The following is a 26,039-nucleotide window of genomic DNA, read 5'->3' as shown; positions in this document are numbered from 1 at the left end:
ATGCCCACGCCGCAGGCAATTCACTTCCAGGTGGAATACGGCTGCTTGACCAGGTTCGAATTGAAGTAGCGCAAATCGTGTGTAACCTCTTCGCCAGCCCATTCCGGCTTGTCGAACACTGCGTCCTCGGCCGGCAATTCGATCTCGGCGACGACGAGGCCGGCGTTCTCGCCGAGGAACTCGTCCACTTCCCACACCAAGCCAGCGTAAGGGATACGGCGGCGGTATTTCTCGATCAGCGGCCGCTCGCACAGCCGGTCCAGCAGTTCAGCGGCGTCGGCGACGGGAACAGGATATTCCCATTCGCCGCGCGCCGCGCCCACGTTCTTGCTCTTGATGGTCAAGACCGCGCGCTCGCCTTCGATCCGCACGCGCACGGTGCGCTCGGCATGCGAAGACAGGTAACCCTGGCGCAGCAGCACCGGCTCGCCTTGCACGCGCCAGCCATCACTCTTCACCAGGAATTTACGCTCGATCTCGACACCCATCAGCTTACTCGTCCAGCGACAGCAGGATAGGCTGCAGGATCGCAGCGCCCAGGGCCGCGCTACGCGCACCATTCCAGCCCACGGTCGGAACCGGCAGGTCCGCGTTATCCTTGAACGGCATCTCCAGCGTCAGCGACAGCACCTTGAAGTGGTGGCCGATGTACTTGGACGCCAGCGTCAGCATGTCTTCCTTGTACTTGGAAGGCGCATAGCCCACCGCATCCTGGAAGTCGGGAGTCGCGTTCTTGTAGCGGTCGATGAAGTTCTTCTGGCGCGCCATCTGCTCCGGCGTGAAGTTCTCCAGCATTTCGTTACCGGCCACGAAGTTGTAAGGCAGCGCCTCGTCGCCGTGGATGTCGAAGAACATGTCGACGCCGGTTTCGTGGATCTTCTGTTTCACGCACAGCACTTCAGGGGAGCGTTCCAGCGAAGGCGTCATCCACTCGCGGTTCAGGTTCGCGCCGGCGGCGTTGGTGCGCAGGTTGCCGCGCACCGAGCCGTCCGGATTCATGTTCGGCACGATGTAGAAGCAGCAGCGCTGCAGCAGCTTGCGCGCGATCGGGTTGGCGTCATCCAGCAGGGAATCGATCAGGCCTTCGGTAAACCATTCAGCCATCGACTCGCCCGGGTGCTGGCGGGCGATGAACCAGATTTTCTTTTCAGCTTCCGGTTCGCCGATGACGACCAGGTTCATGTCGCGGCCATCGATCGAGGAGCCGATATCCAGCACGCGCGCGATCGGGTTCTCTGCCACTTCGCCCAGCAGGCGCAGGTGGCGTTCCCACGAATAGGGCTCGAAGTAAGCGTAGTACACGCTGTCGTTATGCGGCGTGTGCTTGATGGTCATTACCTGGCCATCAAACGAGGTCGGGACGCGGAACCAGTTCTCGCCATCGTAGCTGGCGGCAGCGTTGTAGTCTTCGAAGCCTTTGGCATAGGTAGCGTCGCCTGCGTTCACGAACTTCATCGTCACCGCTTCGCCACGCACGCCCTGCAGGCGGAAGTGGAACCACTGGTGGATGTCGGCGGCGTTGTCCTTGCGCAGTTTCAGTTCGATGTTCGCAGCGTTGTCGGCGCGGACTACTTCGATGGCGCCAGAGTCGAAATTCTGGCTGATTTTGATGGTCATTACGATCCCGTTCAGAGGCTTGGGTTGATCGGAACCGCTATTGTACACATCCAAACCGGTAACCCGGTGTCTGACCCGCAGGGTCAGACACCTATGACCCTGCGGGTCAGACATCGGGGTAGCGGTTCTAGTCGACGTTCCGTCCCCGCGCCTTCAACGCCGCCCGCACTCCCGCGCCGTATGCCGCATCCGCCTTGTCGAAATGCCCCAGCTGCCGCTGAATAATCTCATCGTTGACCTGGCTCAGCGGCCCGGCAATATTCTCGAACAGGTTCAGCTTCTCCTGCGCCGGCAAGAGCCGGAACAGGTTCCCCGCCTGAGTGTAATCATCCTCCCGGCCCCGCCCATCGAAGCGCCCCGCCCCGCCATTCAGCGCCAGCACCGGCTCGCCATGCCCCATGCCCTCGGGATTGCTGCCGGCCGCATCGGTCGGCGCATAATTCTGCTCCGCGCCGCCAAAGCCCGCCGCCATCGCGCCATCGCGCTGCTGATTATGGAATGGACAGCGCGGCGCATTCACCGGCAGATGCTGGTGGTTGGTGCCCACACGGTACAACTGCGCATCGTGATAAGCGAACAAGCGCGCCTGCAGCATCTTGTCCGGCGAATAGCCCATGCCCGGCACCACATTGGCCGGCGACAGCGCCGCCTGCTCCACCTCCGCATGGTAATTGACCGGATTGCGGTTCAACTCCAGCACGCCGACAGGAATCAAGGGGAAGTCCGCATGCGGCCACACCTTGGTCAGGTCGAACGGATTCCAGCCGGTGCGCTTTTCCCACACTGCCAATTGCTGCTCGGTCGCCACCTGGATCTTCACCTCCCACTGCGGGAAATCGCCGGATGCGATGGCGTTGAACAGGTCGCGCTGCGCATGATCCGGGTCGGCGCCGGCCAGGCGCGTTGCCTCGGCCGGGCTCAGGTTCTTGATGCCCTGCCTGGTCTTCAGGTGCCACTTCACGTAAACGCGTTCACCGGCAGCGTTAATCAGGCTGAAGGTGTGGCTGCCGAAACCGTCCATGTGGCGGTAGCCGTCGGGCGTGCCGCGGTCGCTGAACAGCATCGTGACCTGGTGCAGCGACTCCGGCGTCCTGCTCCAGAAATCGAACATCATGGTCGGCGATTTCAGGTTGGTTTGCGGGTCGCGTTTCTGGGTGTGGATGAAGTCCGGGAACTTGATACCGTCCTTGATGAAGAACATCGGGGTGTTATTGCCGACCAGGTCCCAGTTGCCTTCCTCAGTGTAGAAACGCACTGCGAAGCCACGCGGATCGCGCTCGGTGTCGGCGCTGCCACGCTCGCCGCCAACGGTGGAAAAGCGCACAAAGGTTTCGGTCTGCTTGCCGACAGCCGAGAACAGCTTGGCCTTGGTGTATTTGCCGATGTCGTGGGTGACGGTGAAGGTGCCGTAAGCGCCGGAGCCTTTGGCATGCACGACGCGCTCAGGGATGCGCTCGCGGTTGAAATGCTGGAGCTTTTCAATCAGGTGGAAGTCCTGCAGCAGGACGGGGCCACGCGGGCCGGCAGTCAGTGAGTTCTGGTTGTCGACAACTGGAATGCCGGATGCGGTGGTGATAGGGGTCTGGCTCATTTACTGGCTCCTTCATGTGATTGGTGAAATCATTCTAAAGAGACACGAGCGATTGATAAATTTGATTAATTCTATGAAAATGATAGTTAAAATTGTTCGTGAATGGCGATCCCCTCGAAAGTGTCCGCTCCTGCGGCCCATGGCTTTGCCTTGAAAGCCCGCTGCGCATCCGCGTAGCCGGCCTGCCAGCGCTGATTGATGCCAGCGCTCGAGAAGTCGATGTCCTTGGTATGGTCTTCGCAGCTCAGGTGGGGCGCCTTCAGCAGCACCACGTGCATCGCCGTGCCGCAGCCCCACAGCGCCAGTTCGCGCACTTCCGGCGAGGTGCGCACATCTTCCGGCACCTTCATCGCCAGTTCGCGGATCACGCGCCGCAGGCGGTGCAGCTTGCGCTGCTGTTCGATATGGCTGGCGCGGCTGGCATACTGGATCTCCTTGTGCTTCTCAAGTACATCCAGCACGCTTTGCGGCTCGCTGCCGTCCGGGTTCCACACCTGGACCGAGAAAATCACCGAATCGCGGCGCGGCTCGTCATCCAGCACCGCCTCGATCGGTGTGTTGGAGTAGATGCCGCCGTCCCAAAAGGGTTCGCTGCCGATACGCACCGCCGGAAAGGCCGGTGGAATGGCGCCCGATGCAATCACGTGCGACAGCTCCAGCGCTTCCTTGCGCGTGTCGAAATAGCGCATGACACCGTTGCGTGCATTGACCGCGCCGACGGTCAGGCGGGTGTGGCGCTCATTCAGGTAGGCCAGGTCCACCAGGCCTTCGAGCGTATTGCGCAGCGCATTGGTGCGGTAAAACGAAGCATGCTCCACGCCCAGCGGGGCGGCAGGATTCCACCACGCGAGCGGGTTGGGATCGAAGAAGGCGGGAATGCCTTGCGCCAGCGTGAGCGCATTGGCAAATGCCGGCGGCAGGCTGCCGAATATATCGTGACGCTCCATCGCTTCCCAGAACGCGCGCAGGCGCGGCAAGCGCTGCTCCGGGGGATTGCCGGCGATGATGGCGCCATTCAGTGCGCCGATCGAGGTCCCGATTACCCAGTCCGGCTCGACACCCGCTTCGTGCATGGCCTGGTAGACGCCAAGCTGGTAAGCGCCCAGCGCGCCGCCGCCCTGCAGCACCAGTACCACTTGCCCCGGCATGCCCTTTTTCACAGGCGCACCGACAGGCCAATGGTGAACGCCAGGTCCGGCGTGCGGTGGTTCAGGCCGAGCATGACGCCGGCATCGACGTGCAGGTCGCGCGTGAATGAATATCCGCCGCCGAAGTCGAAGCTGGCCGTGGTGCCGCCATCGCGTGCGTGGGAGATGCGGGGCGCCGCCAGCTCGATAAAGGTGTAGGCGCGCTCGCCGAGGTTTTTCGCCAGGGTGATGCCGAACTGCCCGGTGGAGACGTGGCGCCCGTGCTCATCGCGATCGAGGTAATAGCCGGGCATGACGCCCAGTTCCAGGTCGTGCGGCAGTTCCCATTCAAGCGGGATGCGGAACGACGGCCGGCTGCCGTTGCCTTTGAAATCGCGCGATCCCGTTGCGAAATCCGCCTGCATGATCAGGCCGACCGAAGGCACAGCGCCTTCTCCCTCGTGCATTTGCCATTTAACGCTCACGGCGGCATCGCCCCAGCCTTGCGGGCGTGCCGGGTCGCTGCGGTCGGTCAGGCGGCCGTCGGATTCGAGGCGCAGTTCCAGGCTGTCCGTGACGCCGACGCGCAACAGCGAGGGCGTGCTGCGGGCTTCCTTCGATTGCAGGACGCCGGTCTCCAACTGAATGCGGCCCTTGCCAACGACCTCGGGCGCATCGACGAAATCCGGCCTGTCGGTGGTGATCCAGCTATCGGGTTCGGCCGCCGCGCAGCACAAGGGCAACGCGAAGGCAAAGACAGCGCACAGTACACGTTTCGGCATTTCGCTCTCCAAAGCATTTCCGGCTTAGGATAGAAATATGCCATTAATACCGGAGATCAACAATGAAGCTTAACCATATTGATTTGCCCGTAACCGACCTGGAAGCGGCGGCCCACTATTTCCAGCACGGTTTTGGCTTCGAACGGCTGCATGCTCCCGCCAATGGCATGGCAATTCTAAGGGGTGAAGACGGTTTCGCCCTGATCCTGCAACAGGCGAAGCAGGTTGACTACCCGGCCGGCTTCCACATCGGCTTCCTGCAGCCTTCCGACGCGGCGGTGCACGCGGCCTACCGGCGCCTGGCCGATGCCGGCCTCCCCCTGCCGCCCGCCCCTGCCGTGAGCTATGGCTGCCTGGCCTTCTGGTGCCAGGCTCCCGGCGGCATGCTTATCGAAGTCAGCCACCGCCCCGCTTAGCTCATTCGCCCGGTGCGCAGGGCAAATGCCCAATCGGGACGGCCGTGGCGTTGCGCCACTTCCGCCGCGGCATTCCAATCGTATGCGATCGCATATTGCTCGACTGCCCAACCACTGGCAGTGCGTTCGACTACCGCGTAACGCGCGTGCGGCGTGCCGTTTTCAGCCTTATGCGGATACGGCAAGTCGTCGTCATACGCCTGCAAGCCGACGCTGCCCGGATTCACGATCAGCCGCCCATCGTCCAGCAGCACTGAGCGCGGCACGTGGGTATGCCCGCACAGGATCAGCGACGCCTGCGCATCGCCCGCCCGCTCCTGCACTTCCGCATAGGTCGCGATGCGCTGCCCTGCCGGGTCGACAGTCTCCATCCAGTACACCAGGTCCGAGCCCGGCGTGCCGTGCACCATCAGCACATCATCCTGCAAGCGCATGGAAGAAGGCAGGGACGCGATCCACCCGCGGTGGACCGGTGCAATGTGCTCGTGTGCCCAGCGGTCCGAGGCACCCATGCGTGCGGGATCGTGCTCCAGCACCTGGCGCTCGTGATTACCACGAATCGTCGGCAAGTCCTGCGCCATCAGGCGTTCGGCGGTTTCCGCCGGCAACAGCGGGCCGGACAGGATGTCCCCCAAATTCACCGTGACGTCAACGTTGCGCCGGGCGATGTCGGCCAGTACTGCATCCAAAGCCCACAGGTTTCCATGGATATCCGACATCACAGCAATGCGCATCGCTTACTCTCCTAGGTGGCCAAGGCGGCGACTTCCGCCGCGCTGAGGGCACCATTATAGATGCGGAAGTCGTCGATTCTCCCGTTGAAATAAGGGTCGGCAGAAAACCGCGAACGGCCGATCCAGTTCTGCGTCGTGCTGCGCATGCGGAAAGGCGCATGGGTCATTTCGCTGTTGGTGGCGACCGGGCTGCCGTTCACGTACAAAGTGCCCGTGCTGCCCGACAAAGTGACCGCCACATGCACCCATTGTCCTGACGGCAGCGGCGCAGACGCCAGCGACTGCTCGCCCCATCCATTGGCAAGGCTGATGGAGAAGCGCACGCCAGCGCCGGCAGCTTGCGGCGTCAGGAACATGTAATGGGTGGTGCCTGCGCCGAAGTCGAAGATGCGCGCCCAGTTGCGGCCACCGTCCCACCACACCCTGGCTGCGATAGTGAAGTCGGCCAGGCCATCCACCAGCTTCGCAGGCAGCGCCACGTAATCGTCCACGCCGTCGAGCAAGACAGCGTTGCCCTGCCTCCCGGCCGTCCATTGGGCGCCGTTCAACAGGCTTCCATGACGGGCATTGCCACTGGAATCCGACGCTGTCGTGCCCTGGGTCTCGCTGAACTGGAGCACCGTATGTGGCGCAACAGCAGTGATCACCCGTGCTTCGGTGGAAGCTGCACTATTGCCGCCCGGAGCCTGCGCCGTGATCGCGTAGAAATAGGTATCGGGCGCCATGCCGCTATCGGTGTACGTCAGCAAGCCGCTGATACCGCTGGCAACGGTGGTGTACGGACCGCCCGCGACGGTCGACCGCAAGACTGTGTAGCTGCTGGCTGTAGCCGTTCCCCACCAGGACAGCTCGACTTTACCGCCCACCAGCCGCGCCGTCAGCCCGCTCGGTGCCACACCCTGCGCCAGCGGATCGCGGCTGAAAGCAAGCGTACCCAGGCCAAGCTGGTCGCCATTGCCGCCATCACTCTCAGCGCGCACCTTGCCTGCCATCTGGGCACAGAACGGCGCCGCAAGTCCGCGCCGGTTCACGTAGTGGTTGTAGACCATCTCCCATACTGGCCGTATATGAGGCAGAGCGGCTGGCGAAATTCCCGTGCCCGTGCCCTGCCTGTTGATATAGGTGTCAAACGGCATCGACGTATAGTAAGGATTGCCACCCGCATCGTTCAGGTTGGACTTGGCCACATACTCGGCGCCAGCCAGGAAGCGGTTGTTGTCGTAGCCGTAGAAATCATCGCCCTGGTTCCAGGCCATTTCACAGAAGACCCCCGCCAGTCCGATACCGAGCGTGCAATGGCCCTGGTCACGTGAGCTCTCCTGCCATTGGCCAAGGTAGCCGGGGTGGACGAACGGCACGGCCTGGCTCGACGCACCATTGCCACGGCCAGTCAGGTAATAGGAGACCGCCTCGCTATACAGGTCTTCGCGGTCGCACAGCACGCCGATGGCCAGGATAGTCGCCAGATTGCACTGGTCCCAGTTAGCCCAATAGTTGGTGATTTCGGAGCCGTTGTGATCGAGCAGGAACTGGTGGTTCAGGGGATAGAACACATTCAGCATCATGGACTGGAAGCGCTGCAGGTCGGCGGCGGCCCAGCCCTTGTAACTGCGCATGATCTCGGCGGCGTTGGCGAACTGGAAGCCGTAAATGCCGGCAGCCAGGAAGCGGTCGGAATTGCCGGTGATCGTAGTCAGCGTCGACGACCACGCGTTCAGGAATTCGACCGCCTTGTCGGCATAGGCAGTGTCGCCGGAAACCTTCCAGCGCAGCGCCAGCTGATAGGCCCGCGCCACATCGACATAGAGCTGGGAAAAATTGCTGTCGGTGCCGCCGCGGATCACGGTCTGCAAGGGGCGCGGGCTGTTATTAAGGTGCGAGCGGCCGCTGCCAAGCAAGGCGTTCCACCCATCCGTCCAAGGCTGCGCACCGGCGGCCACTTTGGCGCGCATACGGGCAAAGTCTTCTTCGGTATGCAACAGGCCCGGATGCTTGAAGGTGCGGCCCTGCGCATTGGGTGCCGGCTGCGCCGGTTGCGCGGGTGAGGCGGATTGCGCAGCTTGCGGGCTGGCGGAGTCTGTTGCACCTAAGGCACCCTTCCCTCCGCCACCGCAGCCGCCGAGCGCCAATGGGCCGAGCGTTGCCAAGCCGAGCGAGCCGGCGCAAAAGGTCCTGCGGGGAAGAGAAACAACTTGGTCTTGCTTGGACATGGTCACCTTTCGAACGACGCGCGGAGAAGATGCCGCGCGGGCTCGATGGTAACTTACCTCATGGAAACATTTCTATGAACACATGATGAAATTTTGCGCGTCGTTTGGCGCGACGCGGCGATTTTTGGAATCAGTTGCCGGCCAGTGCATCCGCCACTTTGTCCATTTGCGACGCCTTGGCGATGGCATTGGCAGGCCGCTTCACATCCTTCTGCGATTTCATCGCCTGCGACGGCGGCGGCACCGGCAAACTCGAGGCCACACGTACTGTATCCATGGCATACATGGATATCCCGAGTCCCACAGTTCCGATCAATAACCAGCGTACCCAAGAGGACAACACGATAACCTCCGGCAAACTTTATCTACTGATTAGTTTAGTGTCGAAATTTGCCGGGATTCTATTCTATTGTCACAGGCACAGAAATTTTACTGCTGAGGTTGCTGGGCCATATAGACCAGCTCCCAGATATGGCCGTCGAGGTCTTCGAAACCATGAGCGTACATGAAGCCGTAATCTTTCGGCTCGCGCGGCGTCTTGCCGCCTGCGGCGACGGCCTTGCGCACCAGTTCGTCGACCTCTTCCCGACTTTCGCAAGAGAGGCAGACCAGCACCTCGGTCGCTTCCTTGGCATTGGCGATCGGCTTCGAAGTGAAGGTGCGGAAGAAGTCTTCGACCAGCAACATCGCATAGATGCTGCCGTCGTGAATTACCATGCTGGCGGCGTTTTCGTCAGTGAACTGGGGGTTGAACGTGTAACCCAGGGCGGCGAAGAATGCCTTCGACTTTTCCAGGTTCTTGACGGGCAGGTTGACGAAGATTTGTTTGTTCATGCTGGCCTCTCAAAAGGAATTAACAGGGTGGTTTGTACTCCTACGACGCGCCAGCTTTCTTCAAATCGACATCAGTTGAAAAAAAGATGCGAATACGCTCCTCGCCGCGAATATAGCATTTCGTTTCGGCAAGAAATTCGCAGATTGTCACAAACACAAATATTATTAAAAAATACAAATATGTGACAAATGGCATGCTAGATTCATGGGTGCACCTGAAGCGTGAGCGCTCCAGGTTTTCCATATTCACATAAACAGGAATAAGTATGAAAAAAGTGATCTTTGCTGCGGTAACCGCAATTCTCGTCTCCGGTTGTGCCGACTTGCCGCAACAAGATAGCGGTGCCAAGGAAGAGATGGTCGTGACGACCGGTTCGCACATCCCACGCAAATCTGGCACTCCTACCTTCACCAATACGCAAACCATCGATAAAGAGGAACTGGCACGCCAGGTGCAGAACCAGTCGGCCACGATCAACAGCCCCGGCCGCTGATTTCCGCCAACTGAACCCCGAAAGCAGCAAGCCAGCTTTCGGGTCTTTTCATGTCAAGGCTGGCCGCAGCTCGGACAAGGCTTGGCCAGTGCGAACGCCGCATGGTCGGTCATGTTATAGCCGCTCAGCGTACTGTAGCCATCGGTCGCCGTTGCCCCCACGGTCAGCAGCTCCGAGAACGCAGCGTTAGGGCACGGCCCCAGCAGGGCCGACACGGAAATCGGCTTGGCATACTGGAAGGCTCCAGCCGGCACAAAGGCATTGTGACCGCCATCGCCAACCGTCCCGCTAGTGCCGGCCACAGCAAGCTCCGGCCCATCGCCACGCACAGTGGAGAACGCATAGGTCGCAAAATTGTTCGGATGGCGTGCCATGAACGAGAGCGTCGCGGTATCGCCCGGACTACCATAGTTGTGGAAGCCGCACAGCGCATCCGGCGTCACTGTTCCGCCAACCGGGTGGACGTCTGCCTGGCAGCGATTGTTATCGACCCGAACCACCATCCGGAAACCCAAGGTCTTGCCGTCGGCAGCCAGGATACGGTTGTAGGGATCCGCATGGTCGGCATGTACATCGCCGGTTCCGAATGGAGCCGGGACCGTCGGCACTTTCAGGTCGATGCCCGCATTGGTCCAGTTCACCAGGTTCCCGGCCGTATCGAATAGCTCCAGCCGAATCTCGTAGCGCCCTGCCGCCAAATCGTCGGCCGGTAACGGGCCGCTCGGCGCCCCCATCAGCAGATGCGTATGGAAGTAAGCGGTCGCTAGGTCAACACGTTCATCCAGCACATACCATTCCTGGCCCGAAGGCGAGACCGCAGGATGGATGCGGAACAGGTTCGGCTTGGGCGCCGGATCCGGTCCGTCGATCGGCAAGGGGCCGACATGGTAGGAGGCATAGGTGCTGGTGCCGGATTTATAGTGGCGGTAGACGTCGGAGATCATCGCTGTCGGCACGAGAGAGATTGACTCGGAAGCCGGATCGACCACGGTGGTTGCGCCATCCGGACACTCAGGCGCCGGTAAGACCAACGGTAATAGGCGATGCCGCTGGCAAGCAGTTCCGTGCGGCTGAAGTCGACCCTCGGTTCCAGCGTCGCGCCAAACGGATAGCCCTCTTGGGTCAAGCCTTCCATGCCTGCCGACTGCACCGTTTGCACGGCGACGTTCCGCCCAATCGACAGGACGACGACCTGGCGCCCCGGCAAGTCCGGCTCCCGATCACAGCCTGGCACACGCGGATCGGTCACGCGGATGGTGACCTCGCTGCCGCACTGGTAGTTCCAGTAGGTGTGGCAATACTTCGACGGCCGGTAAACCACTTCGTAGCCGTTGCCGAAATCGTATTCGACCCAGAAATACAGGTCGGGATGGTCGCCACCGCAGCGATAGATCAAGGTTGTCTCGAAATTGCCGAATTCGTCGGTCATGACAACGGCCATTTCATCGCAGCGGAACAGCCACCACCAGTGCGGCCAATAACAGAACCACGGCACCAGCAATTGCCAGTTCTCGGCCAGGGCATTGCGCAACAAATCGACTGAGCCGCTGCGCAGGTGCAGCGCGAGTTTGGCTGGCAAGTCGATCGGCGCCGGCGGCTCGGGCTGCGGATCAAAGCGCAAGGCAGCACGGCGCGGACCAGGACCGGGAATCGGTATCGGCGGTTTCTCCAGGACTTGAATCAGGTCGTCGCGCAGCCTGAAAATGTCGCGGTCCGGCAGTTTCAGGATCCAGAGCGGAATACGGTCGACTTCGCAGATATGGACGCGCGCATTGCAAACGGAGCGGTTGTCGGACTTGCGCACCACCTTGCCGTGCACCCAGCAGAAGCAAAATGGCCACCAGTCGATGATGATGCCTGGTACTTCAATGCGCGTGAAATCTCGCTCACGGTGCAGCACCGGCTCGTACGCGCCCATGCGTTTCAAGCGGTCGGCGCTGGGCTCGGCCGCGTCAATGCGTTCACTGACGGGTGCGATCAGCACACGGAGATGGCCCATGCCTTTGTCCGGCATCGGCAATTCGAACCGGCCTTCGCGGATATCAATGCGTTTCGCTTCCTGCCCGTGCTGGTCGTACACGTAGGCCGCGAGCGGCTGCTTGAATTCCGGACGTTCGCCGGTCGATACCTGGACGGTGATCGGTTTCGCTGAATCTTGGGATTGCTTGCTCATGGTATTCCTCGCTCAAGTGTCCTGCAGCATCGCGATGGCGCTGCATGCAGTGCACTTTAGGGAAGCGAGACGATGAACGAATTGGTACTGGCACCCAGTTTCCCGGGTGCGCAGCACCTATTTTCTTTTTGGATCAGCTACACAAGTAGTCGAGTTTTACGCGTCCGTCCGACAGTTGCGAGACACCTTTCGCGCGCAACCAATGACGTTCCGGCAGTGGCTCGAACAGGGGTTTGCCAGCCCCTAGCAGCACGGGGTGGACCACCAATTGGAGCTCATCCAATAGGCCTGCGTTCAGCAAGCTGGAGACCAGGGATGCCCCGCCCACTGCGTGGATGTCCTTTCCCATCGCCTGCTTTAATTCGCGCACCTGGTTGAGGTCATTCAGGATACTGGTGTTGGACCACCCCACCTTGTCCAAGGTCTTAGACAGCACGTAATGGGGGGTGCGCGCAGCGAAACTTGCGTACTCGATCTCACCCGGTGCAGGCCGGCGTCCAGTGTTCTCAAGAACAGCTGACGGGTTGGCGAGAATTGCTGTCCAATAGCCTTCATAGGCTGGGTACATGCGGGCACCGAGCAGGCAGGCATCGATCCGCGGCGTCAGATCAAAACAGTCGCCCCAGCTTTCAACCCAATCCAGTTCGGCATCCTCGCCCTCAATGAAGCCATCAAGGGAGACTTGCAAGGCAGCGATTATCTTCCTCATTCTGTCCTCTGTACGGAAAGAGTGCGCTCCGCGTGCGCACCTATTCGCACGACGATTCAGCGATGGGAATTTCGACAGCTACCGTCTGGGGACATCGATGTGACGCCCTGTTCCAAGATGCTGTGCTATGCCATGAACTAGACTTAATTGCCTGAAACCCAGCGACTGAATGGCTCGACGTTCACGCCTTGCGGAACGTACCATTTCTTGCGAGCGGCGTCCCATTTCGCACCCAACCTCTTTGCCTCATCCTTCTCGGAAAAAGGCACGTTCAGAACAGTGTTTGGGGACCCTCTGGAACCAGTTGAAGCAGGAGGCGATACTGCCGCCGTTTGCGTAGCATGCAACGGCCAAGTCAATGGTGCCTCGCACGGGACCTCAGTTCCGTCCTCACGTACTTCGACCCAACGATCGCCTTCTTGGCTGTTTGCTTTGACTACGAATGGTGGGTCGAAAGGCACTGAGTCGTACATATCTCTACAATCGAAAGGCGGACTGCAGATTGTAGCACTTGCTCCCATAGTCCCGTCGCAGGAGGCGCTGCGCCGCGCTCCTTATATGGGGGGCCAAAAAAAGAAAAGGGTCACAGTTTTAAAACTGTAACCCTATGATTCTAATGGTCGGGGCGAGAAGATTCGAACTTCCGACCCCCTGCACCCCATGCAGGTACGCTACCAGGCTGCGCTACGCCCCGACTCGAGCCACGGATTATATCAGAGCAATTTGTAGATTTGTCAAAGTTACCTCAAACTGTACGAATGATGATCGACCCAGACCTGGCCGCCCGTGCGGCCGAACTCATTGCGCAGTCGGACGGACTGGTGATTGCGGCCGGCGCCGGCATTGGTGTGGACTCGGGCTTGCCGGATTTCCGTGGCAATGAGGGCTTCTGGCAAGCCTACCCTGCCTTGGGACGGGCGCGGATGGAGTTCACCAGCGTGGCGTCGCCGCGCACCTTCCAGGACGACCCGGCGCTGGCTTGGGGCTTCTACGGCCATCGCCTGAAACTCTACCGCGAAACTGTGCCGCATGAAGGGTTCGCGCTGCTGAAAGCCTGGGCCGAGTCGATGGACCACGGCAGCTTTGTCTTCACCAGCAATGTGGATGGACAGTTTCAGAGGGCTGGCTTCGATCCGCGCTCAATCTACGAGTGTCATGGGTCGATCCATCATCTGCAATGCCTGGAACCCTGCTGCAGCAAGATCTGGCCGGCGGACGATTTCGTGCCGGAGGTGGATGCTGACGCTTGCCGTTTGCGGAACGAGCCGCCCCGCTGCCCGGATTGCGGTGGGTTGGCGCGGCCGAATATTTTGATGTTTGGGGATTGGGGATGGGTGGAGCGCCGTAGCGAGATGCAGGCGGCGCGGTTGGAGGCTTGGCTGGGAAAGGTGCGCAGGCAGTGGTGATTGAACTAGGAGCCGGGACGGCGATTCCTTCGGTGCGGCACTTTGGGCATGGGGTGGTGCAGCGCGGCGGGAGGATGGTGCGGATTAATCCGCGCGAGCATGTTGTCGGCAACGTGGCTGATGTCGGCATCGCTGCAGGCGCGCTGGAAGGCTTGCTGGCGGTTGCGGGGGGCGTAGCTAAAACCGGTGAACCTGGGTCAGACCCAAGGGTCTGACCCAAAAACGATTAGGCGAATTTTACGGAGAGGGTGGACAGGCCTTCGATGCTGGCGGTCAGGGATTGACCGCGCACGACTGCGCCGACGCCTTCGGGGGTGCCGGTGAAAATCAGGTCGCCGGGCTCGAGGCGGAATAGCGTGGAGAGGTTGGCGATGGTTTCGGACACTGACCAGATCATGTGGTCGATGCTGCCGGACTGCTTAACCGTGCCGTCCAGCGCCAGCGTAATGGCGGCGCTTTCAATGCCTGGCGCTTCGGTTGCGCGGCGCAATTCGCCCACTGGCGCTGAATAATCGAAGGCTTTGCCGATTTCCCACGGACGGCCGGCATCCTTCATCTTGCCCTGCAAATCGCGGCGCGTCATGTCCAGGCCCACGGCGTAGCCGAAGATATGCTTCGGTGCGTCGGCCACCGAAATGTTGCTGCCACCGGTGCCGATCGCTACCACCAGTTCGCACTCATAGTGGAAATTGCTGGTCTGCGGCGGGTATGGCAGTTCGGCCACCGTGCCTGGCGCCACCGGCACCACGGCCGCTGCATCGCCCGGCTTGCAGAAGAAGAACGGAGGTTCGCGGTCCGGGTCGGAGCCCATTTCGCGCGCGTGCCCGGCATAATTCCGGCCCACGCAGTAGACGCGGCGTACCGGGAAACGTGCGTCGGTACCGCTAATTTGCAGTGCCGCGGCCTGGTGCGGCGGGAATACGTATTCAGACATTCTCAATATCCTCAGGTGAACAGGAGCGCCCGCATGGCGATGCGGAAGGATGCAATCAGCTCCGGGATGGGCAAATCGGGATAGTTCAGCAGCCGCAATTGCAGGCCCTGGTGCAGGCAAATCACGGCCTGCATGCGCCCTTCCACGGTGACGTCATCGGCCGGCAGGCCATGCTTTTCGCGGCCGGCCTTCAGCAGCGCCAGCAGGCTTGCGCACATACGCCGGTCGGCATCCTGGCTCAAGGCTGCTATTGCGGGATTGCGAGCGCTTTCCGCTGCGATTTCCAGCGGCAGCGCCCAGTGATCGGGGTCGAGGTTGTTGTGGACACTCTGCTCGACATCGTCGACGATCGCCTGCAGCGGATCCGGCTGGCTGCCAATATTGCTGATGATTTCATGCACCCGCGTTTCGTTTTCTTCCACGAAGGCGGCGATGATTGCATCTTTGCTGGCGAAGTAGTTGTAGATATGGCCGGCGCTCATGCCGGCCGCTTTGGAAATCTCGGACATGCTGGCGCCGTGGAATCCGCTACGGCGGAAACAGGTGGCGGCGGCATCCAGTACCTGGCGGCGGCGATTGGCGGCGCGCTCTGGGTCAATGTGGCGTTTTTCAGTCATAAGGCGTAACTCTGGCCAAGGTAGTGAGCTTTGTCAAATTACAACGTGCTATGATTGACAGGCAGTTACTTCATTCTTAAAGGAAAGAGTGATATGCCCTCCCGTACCTCTCGCTCAATTGAGATGCGGCCCGCCGAAGCGGGCGACCTGCCGTTCATGCAGCAACTTTATTCCAGCACGCGCAGCGCTGAAGTTCGGATGGGGGGCTGTGACCTTGCCACCGAAACCCTGCTGCAAGGCTTGCAGTTCAAGGCGCAGCAAACCTGGTACGAAACCCAATACCCCAATGCCGACCTGGCCGTGATCATGGACCGCGAACGCCCGATGGGTCGCTTGTACGTCGATTACGGCCCGGGCGAATTGCGCATCCTCGATATTTGCCTGCTGCCCGAATACCGCAACCGCGGCATCGGGCTTGGCTTGTTGCGTAGCCTGCAAGCCCAGGGCGAGCGCCTGCGCCTGCCGGTGCGGATCAACGTTCCGCTGGGCAGTCCGGCGCAGCGCCTGCTGCTGCGCTGCGGTTTCGACATCCTGGCGGCGGATGGCATCTACAACATCATGGAGTGGATGCCGCCAGCCGGTATCGACTAACCCCTGGCTAAGCCCAGCCGCCAAGCACCTTGTACAGGGTGACCTGGTTGGTCGCCTTGGCCAGGCGCACGCTGATCAGGCTTTGCTGCGCGGCGTAGAGGGTACGCTGCGACACCAGGGCGTTCAGGTAAGACTCCGCCCCTTTCTGGTACCGCGCTTCGTGAATGCGGTAGCTGCGGCTTGCCGCTTCGGCCAGCGCGGTCTGCGATTCCACACGTTCGTCCAGCGTGCCACGCTGCGCCAACGCATCCGCCACTTCGCGGAAAGCCGACTGGATCGCCTTTTCATAGCGCGCCACGGCGATGCCATTGTCCGCCTTGGCGATGTCCAGCCTTGCTTTGTTGGCGCCGGAGTCGAACAGCGGCAGCGTCAGTTGCGGCAGGAAGGTCCATGCACCGGTACCGGCCTTGAACAAGTTGCCAAGGCTGCTGCTCGCGCTGCCTGCCGTCCCGGTCAGCGTAATGCTCGGGAAGAAGGCTGCGCGCGCCACGCCGATATTGGCGTTGGCGGCTCTCAGCGTGTGCTCGGCTTCCAGTACGTCCGGGCGTTGCAGCAGCACCGAGGACGGCACGCCTTCCGGCAATTCGGCCAGCGTGGCCACCGCGGTCGGCAGGGCTTGCGGCAACAGGCTTGCCGGCACTTGGGTACCGACCAGCAGGGCCAGCGCGTTCTCGCCGGCCGCTACCTGGGCGGTGTACAGGGCCATGTCGCTGCGCGCGGCCTCGACACTGGTTTGTGCGTCGTACATATCGAGACCCGAGGTGGCGCCGGATTCAAAGCGGCGCTTGCTCAGCTCATAGGTGATCTGCTGGCTTTTCAGCGTGTCCTGCGCCAGCAACAGGCGCTCCTTGTCGGCTGCCAGGCCAAGCCAGGTGCTGGCCACTTCGGCCACCAGGCTGAGACGCTGGGCGCGCTGCGCTTCCTGCGTGCCGAGATAGGTTTGCAGGCCCGATTCCGACGAATTACGCAGCTTTCCGAACAGGTCCAGCTCATAGGCTGGAATTGCCAGGCCGCCGGTGTATTGGCGGCTGATGTCGCCGCCCGGAGCGCGGGAAGCGCTCTGGCCTACCTGGGCATTCACCTTGGGCAGTTGGGCGGAACGGTCGATGCCGTACTGCGCCCTCGCCTTTTCGATGTTCAGCGCCGATACGCGCAGGTCGCGGTTGTTCTTCAGCGCCAGCTCCACGACTTCACGCAGTTGCTGGTCGCCGATGAAGTCTTGCCAGGCGATTTCGCTGGCTGGCTTGGCATCGGCCGCGATATTGGCTGGCTTGTAGGCCTCGCCCTGCGGCCAGGCCGCAGCTACCGGCGAGTCCGGACGCTGGTAAGTCGGCGCCAGGCTGCAGCCGGCCAGCAAAGCTGCCGCTGCAAGGGTAAAGAGAGTCTTGTTCATATCAGTTCGCCTCCGAAGCGATGGCCGGTGCGGCAGGTGCTGCCTTGGCGGCCCTGCGCCCTACCCATGCACGCACCACCACGAAGAATACCGGCACAAAGAAGATGCCGAGGAAAGTCGCCGTCAGCATGCCGCCCAGCACACCCACGCCGATCGCGTTCTGGCTACCGGAACCTGCGCCACTTGCCAGTGCCAGCGGCAGCACGCCGAGGCCGAAGGCGATCGATGTCATCAGGATCGGACGCAGGCGCAGCTTGACCGCCTGCAGCGTGGCCTCACGCAGCTCGATGCCTTTTTCCTGCAGTTCCTTGGCGAATTCCACGATCAGGATCGCGTTCTTCGCCGACAGGCCGACCACGGTCAACAGGCCGACCTGGAAGTACACGTCGTTTGCCAGGTGGAAGCCCCATGTGGCCAGCACGGTACCGATCACGCCGAGCGGCACCACCAGCAGCACCGAGAACGGCACCGACCAGCTTTCATACAGCGCGGCCAGGCATAGGAACACGATCAGCACGGAGATGGTGTACAGCACCGTGGTCTGCGAACCGGAGTCGCGCTCTTCCACCGACAGGCCGGTCCACTCGAAACCGATACCGGCCGGCAGTTGCGCCGCCAGTTTTTCCACTTCAGCCATGGCCACACCGGAGCTGACACCCGGCGCCGGCATGCCTTGCACGTTCATCGACGGCACGCCGTTATAACGTTCGAGTCGCGGCGAAGCGTAGATCCAGCGGCCGGTGGCGAAGGCGGAGAACGGCACCATCTCACCCTGTGCGTTACGCACGAACCACTTGTTCAGGTCTTCCGGCGCCATGCGCGATTCAGGCGTGCCTTGCAGGTAGACGCGCTTTACGCGGCCACGGTCGACGAAGTCGTTCACGTAGGAAGAACCCCAGCCCACGCTCAATACCCGGTTCACGTCCGCCACCGACAGGCCCAGCGCAGTGGCTTTCTGCTGGTCGATATCCAGCTTGAACTGCGGCGTATCTTCCTGGCCGTTCGGACGCACTGCCATCAGCAGCGGGTTCTTGGCGGCCATGCCAAGCAACTGGTTACGCGCAGCCATCAGCGCTTCGTGGCCCACACCGCCCTGGTCTTGCAGCTGCAGGTCGAAGCCGCTGGCGTTGCCGAGTTCCATCACGGCTGGCGGCGCAAAGGCAAACACCATCGCTTCGCGGATTTGCGAGAAGGCGCCCATGGCGCGGCCGGCAATCGCTTTCACTTTCTGGTCCGGGCTCTTGCGCTCGGACCAGTCTTTCAGGCGCACGAAGGCAAGACCGGCGTTCTGGCCGTTACCGGCAAAACTGAAGCCCGCCACGGTAAACACGGAAGCCACGGAGGCTTTCTCGTCCTCCAGGAAGTGGTGCTCCAGCTTTTCCAGCACTTTCAGCGTGCGTTGCTGGGTAGCGCCGGTTGGCAACTGCACCATGGAGAACAGCACGCCCTGGTCTTCTTCCGGCAGGAAGGAAGTTGGCAGGCGCATGAAGGACACAGCCAGCACTGCCAACAGTGCGCCGTACACCAGCAGCGAGCGGCCGCTACGGGCGATCATCTTGCCAACCCAGCCCTGGTACTTGGTGCTGCTGCGGTCGAAGCTGCGGTTGAACCACGCAAAGAAGCCCTTCTCGGAAACGTGGGAGCCAGGTTTCAGGAAAGTCGCGCACAGCGCGGGAGTGAACACCATTGCCACCAGCACCGACAGCACCATGGCAGACACGATGGTCACCGAGAACTGGCGGTAAATCACGCCGGTCGAGCCGCCGAAGAAAGCCATCGGCACGAATACAGCGGACAGCACCAGCGCGATACCCACCAGCGCGCCGGAAATCTGGCCCATGGACTTGATGGTCGCCTCTTTCGGCGACAAGCCCTCCTCCGTCATCACACGCTCGACGTTCTCCACCACCACGATGGCATCGTCCACCAGCAGGCCGATGGCCAGCACCATGGCGAACATGGTCAGCGTATTGATCGAGTAGCCGAGCGAGAACAGCACGCCGAAGGTGCCCAGCAACACGACCGGCACCGCAAAGGTCGGGATCAGGGTAGCGCGGAAGTTCTGCAGGAAGACGTACATCACGATGAACACCAGGATCACCGCTTCAATCAGGGTCTTGACCACTTCTTCAATCGACAGCTTGACGAAGGGCGTGGTGTCGAAAGCCACGGCAGCCTTCATCCCTTGCGGGAACTGCTTGCCCATCACTTCGATTTTCTTCTTCACCGCTTCGGCGGTATCCAGCGCGTTCGCACCGGTGGCCAGCTTGATCGCCACGCCTACTGCAGGCGAGCCGTTGTAGCGCGCCACGGTGTTGTAGTTTTCGTTGCCCAGTTCAATGCGTGCCACGTCGCGCAGATGCACGGCGGCGCCGCTGGCGGTGGTCTTCAGCAGGATGGCGCCGAATTGCTCGGGGGTTTGCAGGCGGCTTTGCGCCGTCACGGTGGCATTCAATTGCTGGTCCGGCATGGCAGGCGCGCCGCCCAGTTCACCGGCCGAAACTTCGGCATTCTGCGCCTGGATGGCGGCCGTCACGTCGGCAGGCGTGAGCTGGAAGCCTTGCAGCTTCTGCGGGTCGAGCCAGATACGCATCGCGTACTGGGAGCCGAACAGGGTCACGTCGCCCCACGCCTTGCACGCGGCTCAGCGGGTCGATCACGTTGGCGGCCACATAGTCGCCCAGGTCGGATTGCTTCATCTTGCCGTCTTCGGAGACGAAGCCAAGCACCAGCAGGAAGTTGCGGGTCGCTTTCGACACCACTAGGCCCTGCTGGGTTACAGCGCTAGGCAGCAGCGGCGTTGCGAGCTGCAGCTTGTTCTGCACCTGCACCTGCGCGATGTCCGGATTGGTGCCGCTGTTGAAGGTCAGCGTAATGTTGATGCCGCCGGTCGAATCGCTGTTCGACGACATATAGCGCAAACCGTCGATACCCTTCATCTTCTGCTCGATGATCTGGGTCACGGCGTCTTCGACCGTCTTGGCCGACGCGCCCGGATAGGAACCGGTGATCGAGATCGATGGCGGCGCAATACTCGGGTACTGCGAAATTGGCAGCCCCTTGATCGCCATCACACCCGCCAGCATCACAACGATGGCGAGAACCCAGGCGAAAATGGGGCGATTGATAAAGAAGCGGGACATGATGGAAACCTCCGCTTAGCGCGCCGCGACAGCTGGCTTGTCCGCAGCTGCGGTGGTGACCGAACCGGCGGTGTTCTTTGCCACTACGGCCGGAGCACCAGGCTTCACTTTCTGCAGGCCTTCAACGATGACGCGGTCGCCGGCGACCAGGCCGGATTTCACCAGCCATTTGTCGCCGATAGTGCCGCCGGTTTGCAGCACGCGCTGTTCAACCTTGCCTTCCTTGTTCAGCACCAGGGCCGTGGCCTCGCCTTTCGGGTTGCGGGTCACACCCATTTGCGGCACGGCGATGGCTTGCTCGCTAACGCCGGTTTCCAGCACGGCCCGTACGAACATCCCCGGCAGCAGGTCATGCTTCGGGTTCGGGAACAGCGCGCGCAGGGTGACGTTGCCGGTACCCGGATCAACGCTCACGTCGGAAAACTGCAGCTTGCCCGGCAACGCATACTTGCTGCCGTCAGCCAGCAGCAGCGTTACTGCGGCCTGGCCGTTGGCCTTCTTGAGCGAGCCGCTATCCATCTCGCGCTTAAGGCGCAGCAGTTCTTCGCTGGACTGGGTGACGTCGACATAGATCGGATCCAGTTGCTGGACGGTGGTCAGGGCAGTGGCCTGGCCGGCAGTCACCAGCGCACCCGGCGTCACGTTGGAACGGCTGATGCGGCCGGAGATCGGCGACGCCACCTTGGTGTAATCGACGTTGATGCGCGCCGAATCGACGGCAGCTTGTGCAGCTTCCACTTCGGCCTTGGCCTGTTCGTGGGCGGCCACTGCATCGTCGTAATCCTGGCGGCTCACGCCTTCGATTGCCACCAGCTCTTTATAGCGGGCGACTTTCGGGGCGGCGGCAGCCAGGTTGGCTTTGGCCTTGGCCAGGTTGGCCTTGGCGGAATTAAAAGCCGCCTCGTAGGTCGCGGCATCGATCTGGTAAAGCTGGACGCCGGCCTTGACGTCCCCGCCTTCAGTGAACAGCCGCTTCTGGATCAAGCCACCAACCTGCGGGCGCACTTCGGCAACCTGGTAGGCAGCGGTGCGGCCCGGCAGTTCGGTGCTCATGGCAAGCGATTGCGGCGCCACGGTGAAAACCGCCACTTCCGGTGCCGGCTGGGCGCCACCCTGGGCTGGGCCAGCCTGTTTGCCGCCGCAACCGGCGACCATTGCTGCTACCGCAGCAGCGGCACCCAGCAGCATGAAATTCTTTTGCATGTTTTTCATCTTTTTTCCGAAAGACTTAGAATGAACGATCATTCTAACATAATTTGGAATTCTGACTCATCAGTCAGTAATTCTACTTAGTGAGAAAGACGATGCCGGGGCGACGCAGTATCCGATGGCTCTCATCCGACAACGTCGAATTGGCCGATAAAAATCTTAAGCTGCGCTAAGCAAGCAACTTCCAAGAGCGCGCCTATCAGCCGAGCGCGTAGAATGGCGCCTTTGAACTAGAGAGCATTGTGAAGAAAACCGACCTGGCAAAGAACGACGCGAAAAAACTGATGGGCAAAATGGTGGCACCGGGAGCTGCTTCATTTGGCGCATCCGCCAGCCCTGCCATCGACAAGCGTGAACAGCGCAAACGCGATCAGGCGCTTGGCCTGGTACCGTTTGCGGTCAAACTCAATAGCGAATTGGTGAAGCGCTTGCATGCCGTAGCGGACGAACGTGGGCTTGACCTGAACACCGTTGTCGCCGAGGTTCTGACTAAAGGTCTCGACACGTAATGAAACGTGGACCTGGCCCTCTTCTTTTTGCAACCTTGCTGGGAACATCCCACGCGTTTGCCCAGGATCAGTGTCCGCAAGAGTTTAAGTGGCGAGACGCAGTGTATGCCAGTCGTATTACTGAGCGCGATGGCCACATCGCACTTGCCAGGGTCGAGAATTTCTCTAACGCCTTGGTAGTTCATCTCGACATTGACAGTGATTCAGCTGGCATGATCGATGTACGCAGCCCCATTAATGGCGATTCAACGCAGTTGACGTTTGGACGTGACAAACCCAATCCGCTCGAATTCGCCGAGATCGCTATGATTGTTGAGCCGCCAATGGCGAGTGGGACTTGGCCACGTATGATCGGCCCTTGCGCCATCCCTGATGGAGAGACCATCAACTTTGGCCATGAAGACTTGCCAGCCGCCGAGAAAAGAAGCGCCCAGCCGCTTAAATTCCGGGGAACACTGCAACGCCGTGGGCTCCAGATATCTTATTCGATGACCGTCAAAGACGGCGAAACCTGGCGAGGCGAATTAACTTACGGACGGGCTTTGAAAGATCTCGACCTGCAGACCGACGTAAGCGGCTGGAACGTGTTTCACGCCGGGTCTTATGTGGAAACCCTGCCGACGAAAGCGCCCGTTCCACTTCATTCTGTAATAGAGCGAACTTCAGGCAGGTCGGACATGCCTTCTACGCGCTAGCTCACGATCAAGCGCATTGGCGAAATTCTGCCGGTCGCCTTGATTGAACGCAGCGGGACCGCCGGTGTCGACGCCGGCGCCACGCAGTTCTTCCATGAAGGATCGCATCGTCAGCTGCTGCGCGATAGTGTCTTTGGTGTACCACTCGCCGCGAGGATTGAGTGGCAGGCCGCCCTTCTCCAATACCAGGGCGGCCAGAGGAATATCCGCGGTAACGACGATATCACCGGCGCTAACCCGCTCGACGATTTCCGCGTCGGCTACATCGGCACCTGCCGGTACCTGCAGCGCGCGGATAAAGCGCGAGCCAGGGACTCGGATCAATTGGTTCGCAACCAGCGTGACACTGATCTGCGTACGCTCCGCCACGCGGAACAGGATGTCCTTGATTACAGCGGGACAGGCGTCCGCATCTACCCAAATGTGCATGAATTACATCGAATACGATTAAAAGAATCAGACATTGTAATCAAGTTGGCCAAACTATGGTCTCCAGAATCCGCTGCAGCTTGGCCGCGCGGTCGGAATTTACCATCGCCACATAAGAAATCCTGCCTGCGAGGTACGCCTGGAAGTTGGGATGGCTCTCCCGGTTCTGGGATTCCGGGCCATGGCGCACGCAATTCGTCAGCGTCGCTTTGAGTTTGTCGTACTCATCGCGCGCGATATTCGGATGAGCATTGACGACGATGCCAGTCACTTGCTGGCGCGTCCCTTCGCGCATCAACCGGGTTTTGCGGGTATTCACGCGGAAGCCCTCTTCCAGCGCGATTGCCGCGACCTGGATATGGAAGCGTTCTGCGGACCGTGCAAATTCGTCCCCTCCGGAAAAGGCCAGGTCGTCGGCATAGCGGCTGTATGAAGCACCAAGCGAGCGCGCCAGCGAATCAAGCCTTATGTCCAGTCGGTAAGCGCACAGATTGGCCAGCGCGGGCGAACACGGTGAGCCCTGCGGCAGGTGCGGCGATTTCAGGGCCTGGCGTTCGGACCATGACAGCGAACCTCCGGCCTGCTTGTCGCGAAACAGGCCATGCGGCGCGCGGTTGACGCAAATGCGCGCAAGCATTCCCGCGACGCTTTCCGGGTAACCGAGCTTTTCAAACAACGCCTGGATGCGTGAGTGCTGAATGCTTGGAAAGAAATCCTTCAGGTCCATGCGGATGACGGCGTGCTGGCCCGTGTGCCGTGCGGCGTGCGTGACGCAGGAGTGCCCGCGCCTGAAGCCATGCGCGGTCGTATGCGGCGGTACCAGGTCCACGATGTGGCGCAGGATTTTCTGCTGGATGCGGCGCAGGCGTTCCTTGGGAATCTCGATCAAGCGCACGCCGCCGCTGCGTTTGGGCACCCAGCGATAGTGGTAATGCTGAAGCCTCGATTGCTCGTCGCGTGCGATGCGCCACTGGTCGGCAAACCAGCGCAGCGCTCCGACAGGCTCGTTCAGCCAAGCTGCCAGGTCGCCAACTGTTGCCAGTTCCGGCAACGCAAGTGCGGCCAGCCATGCCGGCTTTGGAGGACGTATCGGCTGGTCGATGCAGTAGCGCCGTACGTCTGGCAGTTCGATGAAAGGTGGCTCGTCGGCTTCGTCGTCCTCATAGTCCGCCTCCACATCTTCATCTTCATCTTCGTCAAGGTCAACGTAGCCACGGCCAAGAAGCTCCCAAAGGATATTCGCCAACTCATGCCGGCTGAAGTAATGGAAGTTATCGCCCGTCCGCAAGATGAGCGCCATGCAGACACCAGGCGCCCATGGCTGCGAAGCATCGAACACGCGGGTGCACGCAGCGACCAGGTTCTCCGGGCTGCCATCGGTTGCCAGCATCGTGTCGGCAAGCGCCAGCGCGGTAAGTTTTTCGATATTCATGAATTGAAGGAGCGGAGAGCCGTCAACGAGTCTCGTGATGCGTGAGCAGACTATGCGTGGGAACGCAATGCGGCTCATGCGGCGAAATGCAGAACATCAAACATCCCGCGGGGTAACCCCGCAGAGGCTGTCCCTGCACATGGCAAAGACAGGCCGGCTTGGCGGTTCCGCCCCGCCGACACAGTAGGTTAAATTTGCCTGAAGGTCAACACCGTGACGATTACTGCGTCACTGGAGTCGCGTCGAGCTGAACGCTTTGCAGGAACACCTGCGAATACGACTCGAAGCCTGAATCGATGCCCAGGATGATCCACAGCGCGCCATTCGCATCGGTGGTCACCTTCTGCACCTTCTCGCTCTTCACGGTCTTGCTGGCATACGACACTGCGGTGCCGCAAGTCTGGCCGTTGGCGATATTGCCGATCACCTGCGCGTCCTTGCCACCTTCGGCCTGGTTACCGCGCTCGATGTTCATACGGATCGCATTATTGACTGTGACAGCCTTTGGTTCGGCAGCCGTGGCGCCTGCATAGACCCACACCGCTTCGCCAGGCGCACCGCCCACACCCATGCAACCGGTTTGCGCGTTGCTGGCAAATTTGAGCGAGAAGTTGATGTTGTAGGTAGTGTTCTTTTCCAGTCCGAAGAACTGCTTCTTCACGAACAGGAACAGGTCGTCGCTGCGATTGGTGCCGCCAACCAGGTAGCCCTTGCCGGTCAGCGGAGCTGGCAGCGTGCGCTGCTCGAATACCACGTTGGTCGGCGCGGTCTCTGGCGTGTAGTCGGAGGAACTGCCGGTCCAGCCGGTAACGCCGTCCTTGTCGAAGTCCACCGCTGCCGAGACCTGCTTGGGAGCTTTGTCAGTACCATTGCTACCACCGCAAGCAGCCAGCACAGACAGCATGGCGACGGAGATGCCGGTTTTCAGGATTGTTTTCATTGACCGCCCTTCTCACAAAAGTTTTTGGAAAACCAATTGTAAAAAGGAGCAAAG

25 protein-coding genes, 1 tRNA gene and 2 pseudogenes are annotated in these 26,039 nt (G+C 60.8%); 6 read left to right on the top strand and 22 right to left on the bottom strand.

Features of this window, described 5'->3' with window-relative positions:
* Positions 1–20: 20 nt before the first annotated feature.
* From ACQ4MM_RS10175 to ACQ4MM_RS10155, 5 genes are all read right to left on the bottom strand, one after another.
* Positions 21–488 (bottom strand): CYTH domain-containing protein, encoded by a 468-nt coding sequence (locus ACQ4MM_RS10175; protein WP_431477263.1) that lies wholly within the window; start codon positions 486–488, stop codon positions 21–23.
* Positions 489–492: 4 nt separating this feature from the next.
* Entirely contained in the window at positions 493–1,617 is a 1,125-nt protein-coding gene (locus ACQ4MM_RS10170) for a M14 family metallopeptidase (protein WP_431477262.1), read from the bottom strand.
* 127 nt (positions 1,618–1,744) lie between these two features.
* Positions 1,745–3,208 carry a catalase gene (locus ACQ4MM_RS10165; protein WP_431477261.1) on the bottom strand — a complete coding sequence of 488 codons (1,464 nt, stop codon included), beginning with the start codon at positions 3,206–3,208 and terminating at the stop codon, positions 1,745–1,747.
* A gap of 86 nt (positions 3,209–3,294) precedes the next feature.
* Positions 3,295–4,356 carry a patatin-like phospholipase family protein gene (locus tag ACQ4MM_RS10160; RefSeq protein ID WP_431477260.1) on the bottom strand — a complete coding sequence of 354 codons (1,062 nt, stop codon included), beginning with the start codon at positions 4,354–4,356 and terminating at the stop codon, positions 3,295–3,297.
* A gap of 8 nt (positions 4,357–4,364) precedes the next feature.
* Entirely contained in the window at positions 4,365–5,117 is a 753-nt protein-coding gene (locus tag ACQ4MM_RS10155) for a transporter (RefSeq protein ID WP_431477259.1), read from the bottom strand.
* A 62-nt stretch (positions 5,118–5,179) separates the two neighbouring features.
* Between ACQ4MM_RS10155 and ACQ4MM_RS10150 the strand changes: the two genes are divergently transcribed.
* Positions 5,180–5,533: a VOC family protein gene (locus tag ACQ4MM_RS10150; protein ID WP_431477258.1), complete on the top strand. Its 354-nt coding sequence runs from the start codon at positions 5,180–5,182 to the stop codon at positions 5,531–5,533.
* Here the strand turns inward: ACQ4MM_RS10150 and ACQ4MM_RS10145 are convergent.
* From ACQ4MM_RS10145 to ACQ4MM_RS10130, 4 genes are all read right to left on the bottom strand, one after another.
* Entirely contained in the window at positions 5,530–6,267 is a 738-nt protein-coding gene (locus ACQ4MM_RS10145; RefSeq protein ID WP_431477257.1) for a metallophosphoesterase family protein, read from the bottom strand. The genes ACQ4MM_RS10150 and ACQ4MM_RS10145 overlap by 4 nt on opposite strands.
* Positions 6,268–6,278: 11 nt before the next feature.
* Entirely contained in the window at positions 6,279–8,477 is a 2,199-nt protein-coding gene (locus ACQ4MM_RS10140) for a LamG-like jellyroll fold domain-containing protein (protein ID WP_431477256.1), read from the bottom strand.
* Positions 8,478–8,607: 130 nt separating this feature from the next.
* Positions 8,608–8,754, bottom strand: a complete 147-nt coding sequence (locus ACQ4MM_RS10135) for a hypothetical protein (protein ID WP_431477255.1) — start codon at positions 8,752–8,754, stop codon at positions 8,608–8,610.
* 152 nt (positions 8,755–8,906) lie between these two features.
* The gene (locus ACQ4MM_RS10130) at positions 8,907–9,311 is read right to left on the bottom strand and encodes a VOC family protein (RefSeq protein ID WP_431477254.1); all 405 of its coding nucleotides are present in this window, start codon (positions 9,309–9,311) and stop codon (positions 8,907–8,909) included.
* Between the two features lie 266 nt (positions 9,312–9,577).
* On the opposite strand from ACQ4MM_RS10130, the gene ACQ4MM_RS10125 reads away from it, so the two are divergent.
* A complete protein-coding gene (locus ACQ4MM_RS10125; RefSeq protein ID WP_431477253.1) occupies positions 9,578–9,805 on the top strand; it encodes a membrane lipoprotein lipid attachment site-containing protein in 228 nt (75 codons plus the stop codon).
* A gap of 53 nt (positions 9,806–9,858) precedes the next feature.
* Here the strand turns inward: ACQ4MM_RS10125 and ACQ4MM_RS10120 are convergent, their stop codons facing one another.
* The 5 genes from ACQ4MM_RS10120 to ACQ4MM_RS10100 all read right to left on the bottom strand — a co-directional run bounded on the left by ACQ4MM_RS10120 (position 9,859) and on the right by ACQ4MM_RS10100 (position 13,381).
* Positions 9,859–10,749: a hypothetical protein gene (locus ACQ4MM_RS10120; RefSeq protein WP_431477252.1), complete on the bottom strand. Its 891-nt coding sequence runs from the start codon at positions 10,747–10,749 to the stop codon at positions 9,859–9,861.
* A complete protein-coding gene (locus tag ACQ4MM_RS10115) occupies positions 10,746–11,978 on the bottom strand; it encodes a hypothetical protein (RefSeq protein ID WP_431477251.1) in 1,233 nt (410 codons plus the stop codon). Before ACQ4MM_RS10115 ends, ACQ4MM_RS10120 begins: the two co-directional genes overlap by 4 nt.
* 133 nt (positions 11,979–12,111) lie before the next feature.
* Positions 12,112–12,687, bottom strand: a complete 576-nt coding sequence (locus tag ACQ4MM_RS10110) for a dihydrofolate reductase family protein (RefSeq protein ID WP_431477250.1) — start codon at positions 12,685–12,687, stop codon at positions 12,112–12,114.
* A gap of 143 nt (positions 12,688–12,830) precedes the next feature.
* Positions 12,831–13,160 carry a DUF5710 domain-containing protein gene (locus tag ACQ4MM_RS10105; protein ID WP_431477249.1) on the bottom strand — a complete coding sequence of 110 codons (330 nt, stop codon included), beginning with the start codon at positions 13,158–13,160 and terminating at the stop codon, positions 12,831–12,833.
* 144 nt (positions 13,161–13,304) lie between these two features.
* A tRNA-Pro gene (locus tag ACQ4MM_RS10100) sits at positions 13,305–13,381 on the bottom strand.
* 67 nt (positions 13,382–13,448) lie between these two features.
* Here ACQ4MM_RS10100 and ACQ4MM_RS10095 point away from each other — a divergent pair.
* Positions 13,449–14,308: pseudogene (locus tag ACQ4MM_RS10095) on the top strand (SIR2 family NAD-dependent protein deacylase).
* Positions 14,309–14,319: 11 nt separating this feature from the next.
* On the opposite strand, the gene ACQ4MM_RS10090 reads toward ACQ4MM_RS10095, so the two are convergent.
* Together ACQ4MM_RS10090 and ACQ4MM_RS10085 are read right to left on the bottom strand one after the other, a co-directional pair.
* Positions 14,320–15,027 (bottom strand): fumarylacetoacetate hydrolase family protein, encoded by a 708-nt coding sequence (locus ACQ4MM_RS10090; RefSeq protein WP_431477248.1) that lies wholly within the window; start codon positions 15,025–15,027, stop codon positions 14,320–14,322.
* 11 nt (positions 15,028–15,038) lie between these two features.
* The gene (locus ACQ4MM_RS10085) at positions 15,039–15,644 is read right to left on the bottom strand and encodes a TetR/AcrR family transcriptional regulator (protein ID WP_431477247.1); all 606 of its coding nucleotides are present in this window, start codon (positions 15,642–15,644) and stop codon (positions 15,039–15,041) included.
* 93 nt (positions 15,645–15,737) lie between these two features.
* Between ACQ4MM_RS10085 and ACQ4MM_RS10080 the strand changes: the two genes are divergently transcribed.
* Complete coding sequence (locus ACQ4MM_RS10080; RefSeq protein ID WP_431477246.1) at positions 15,738–16,235, top strand: GNAT family N-acetyltransferase; 498 nt, start codon at positions 15,738–15,740, stop codon at positions 16,233–16,235.
* A 7-nt stretch (positions 16,236–16,242) separates the two neighbouring features.
* On the opposite strand, the gene ACQ4MM_RS10075 is transcribed toward ACQ4MM_RS10080, so the two are convergent.
* The 3 genes and pseudogenes from ACQ4MM_RS10075 to ACQ4MM_RS10065 all read right to left on the bottom strand — a co-directional run bounded on the left by ACQ4MM_RS10075 (position 16,243) and on the right by ACQ4MM_RS10065 (position 21,974).
* Positions 16,243–17,628 (bottom strand): efflux transporter outer membrane subunit, encoded by a 1,386-nt coding sequence (locus ACQ4MM_RS10075; protein ID WP_431477245.1) that lies wholly within the window; start codon positions 17,626–17,628, stop codon positions 16,243–16,245.
* Position 17,629: 1 nt separating this feature from the next.
* Positions 17,630–20,771, bottom strand: a pseudogene (locus ACQ4MM_RS10070) (efflux RND transporter permease subunit).
* A gap of 15 nt (positions 20,772–20,786) precedes the next feature.
* The gene (locus ACQ4MM_RS10065) at positions 20,787–21,974 is read right to left on the bottom strand and encodes an efflux RND transporter periplasmic adaptor subunit (RefSeq protein ID WP_431477270.1); all 1,188 of its coding nucleotides are present in this window, start codon (positions 21,972–21,974) and stop codon (positions 20,787–20,789) included.
* A 248-nt stretch (positions 21,975–22,222) separates the two neighbouring features.
* Between ACQ4MM_RS10065 and ACQ4MM_RS10060 the strand changes: the two genes are divergently transcribed.
* Positions 22,223–22,489 (top strand): hypothetical protein, encoded by a 267-nt coding sequence (locus ACQ4MM_RS10060; protein ID WP_431477244.1) that lies wholly within the window; start codon positions 22,223–22,225, stop codon positions 22,487–22,489.
* Positions 22,489–23,184, top strand: coding sequence for a hypothetical protein (locus tag ACQ4MM_RS10055; RefSeq protein WP_431477243.1), 696 nt, complete (start codon positions 22,489–22,491; stop codon positions 23,182–23,184). The genes ACQ4MM_RS10060 and ACQ4MM_RS10055 overlap by 1 nt, the downstream gene beginning before the upstream one ends.
* Here the strand turns inward: ACQ4MM_RS10055 and ACQ4MM_RS10050 are convergent.
* The 3 genes from ACQ4MM_RS10050 to ACQ4MM_RS10040 all read right to left on the bottom strand — a co-directional run bounded on the left by ACQ4MM_RS10050 (position 23,152) and on the right by ACQ4MM_RS10040 (position 25,985).
* Complete coding sequence (locus tag ACQ4MM_RS10050) at positions 23,152–23,613, bottom strand: YaiI/YqxD family protein (protein ID WP_431477242.1); 462 nt, start codon at positions 23,611–23,613, stop codon at positions 23,152–23,154. The genes ACQ4MM_RS10055 and ACQ4MM_RS10050 overlap by 33 nt on opposite strands.
* A gap of 40 nt (positions 23,614–23,653) precedes the next feature.
* The gene (locus ACQ4MM_RS10045; RefSeq protein ID WP_431477241.1) at positions 23,654–25,123 is read right to left on the bottom strand and encodes a reverse transcriptase family protein; all 1,470 of its coding nucleotides are present in this window, start codon (positions 25,121–25,123) and stop codon (positions 23,654–23,656) included.
* A 142-nt stretch (positions 25,124–25,265) separates the two neighbouring features.
* Positions 25,266–25,985, bottom strand: coding sequence for a hypothetical protein (locus ACQ4MM_RS10040; protein ID WP_431477240.1), 720 nt, complete (start codon positions 25,983–25,985; stop codon positions 25,266–25,268).
* Between the last annotated feature and the right edge of the window lie 54 nt (positions 25,986–26,039).

It is taken from the genome of Massilia eburnea, from assembly GCF_050709955.1.
Classification (GTDB): Bacteria; Pseudomonadota; Gammaproteobacteria; order Burkholderiales; family Burkholderiaceae_D; genus Rugamonas; species Rugamonas eburnea_A.
Note: the sequence above shows the minus strand (reverse complement) of the source record. Positions and strands in the feature narration are given on the sequence as shown.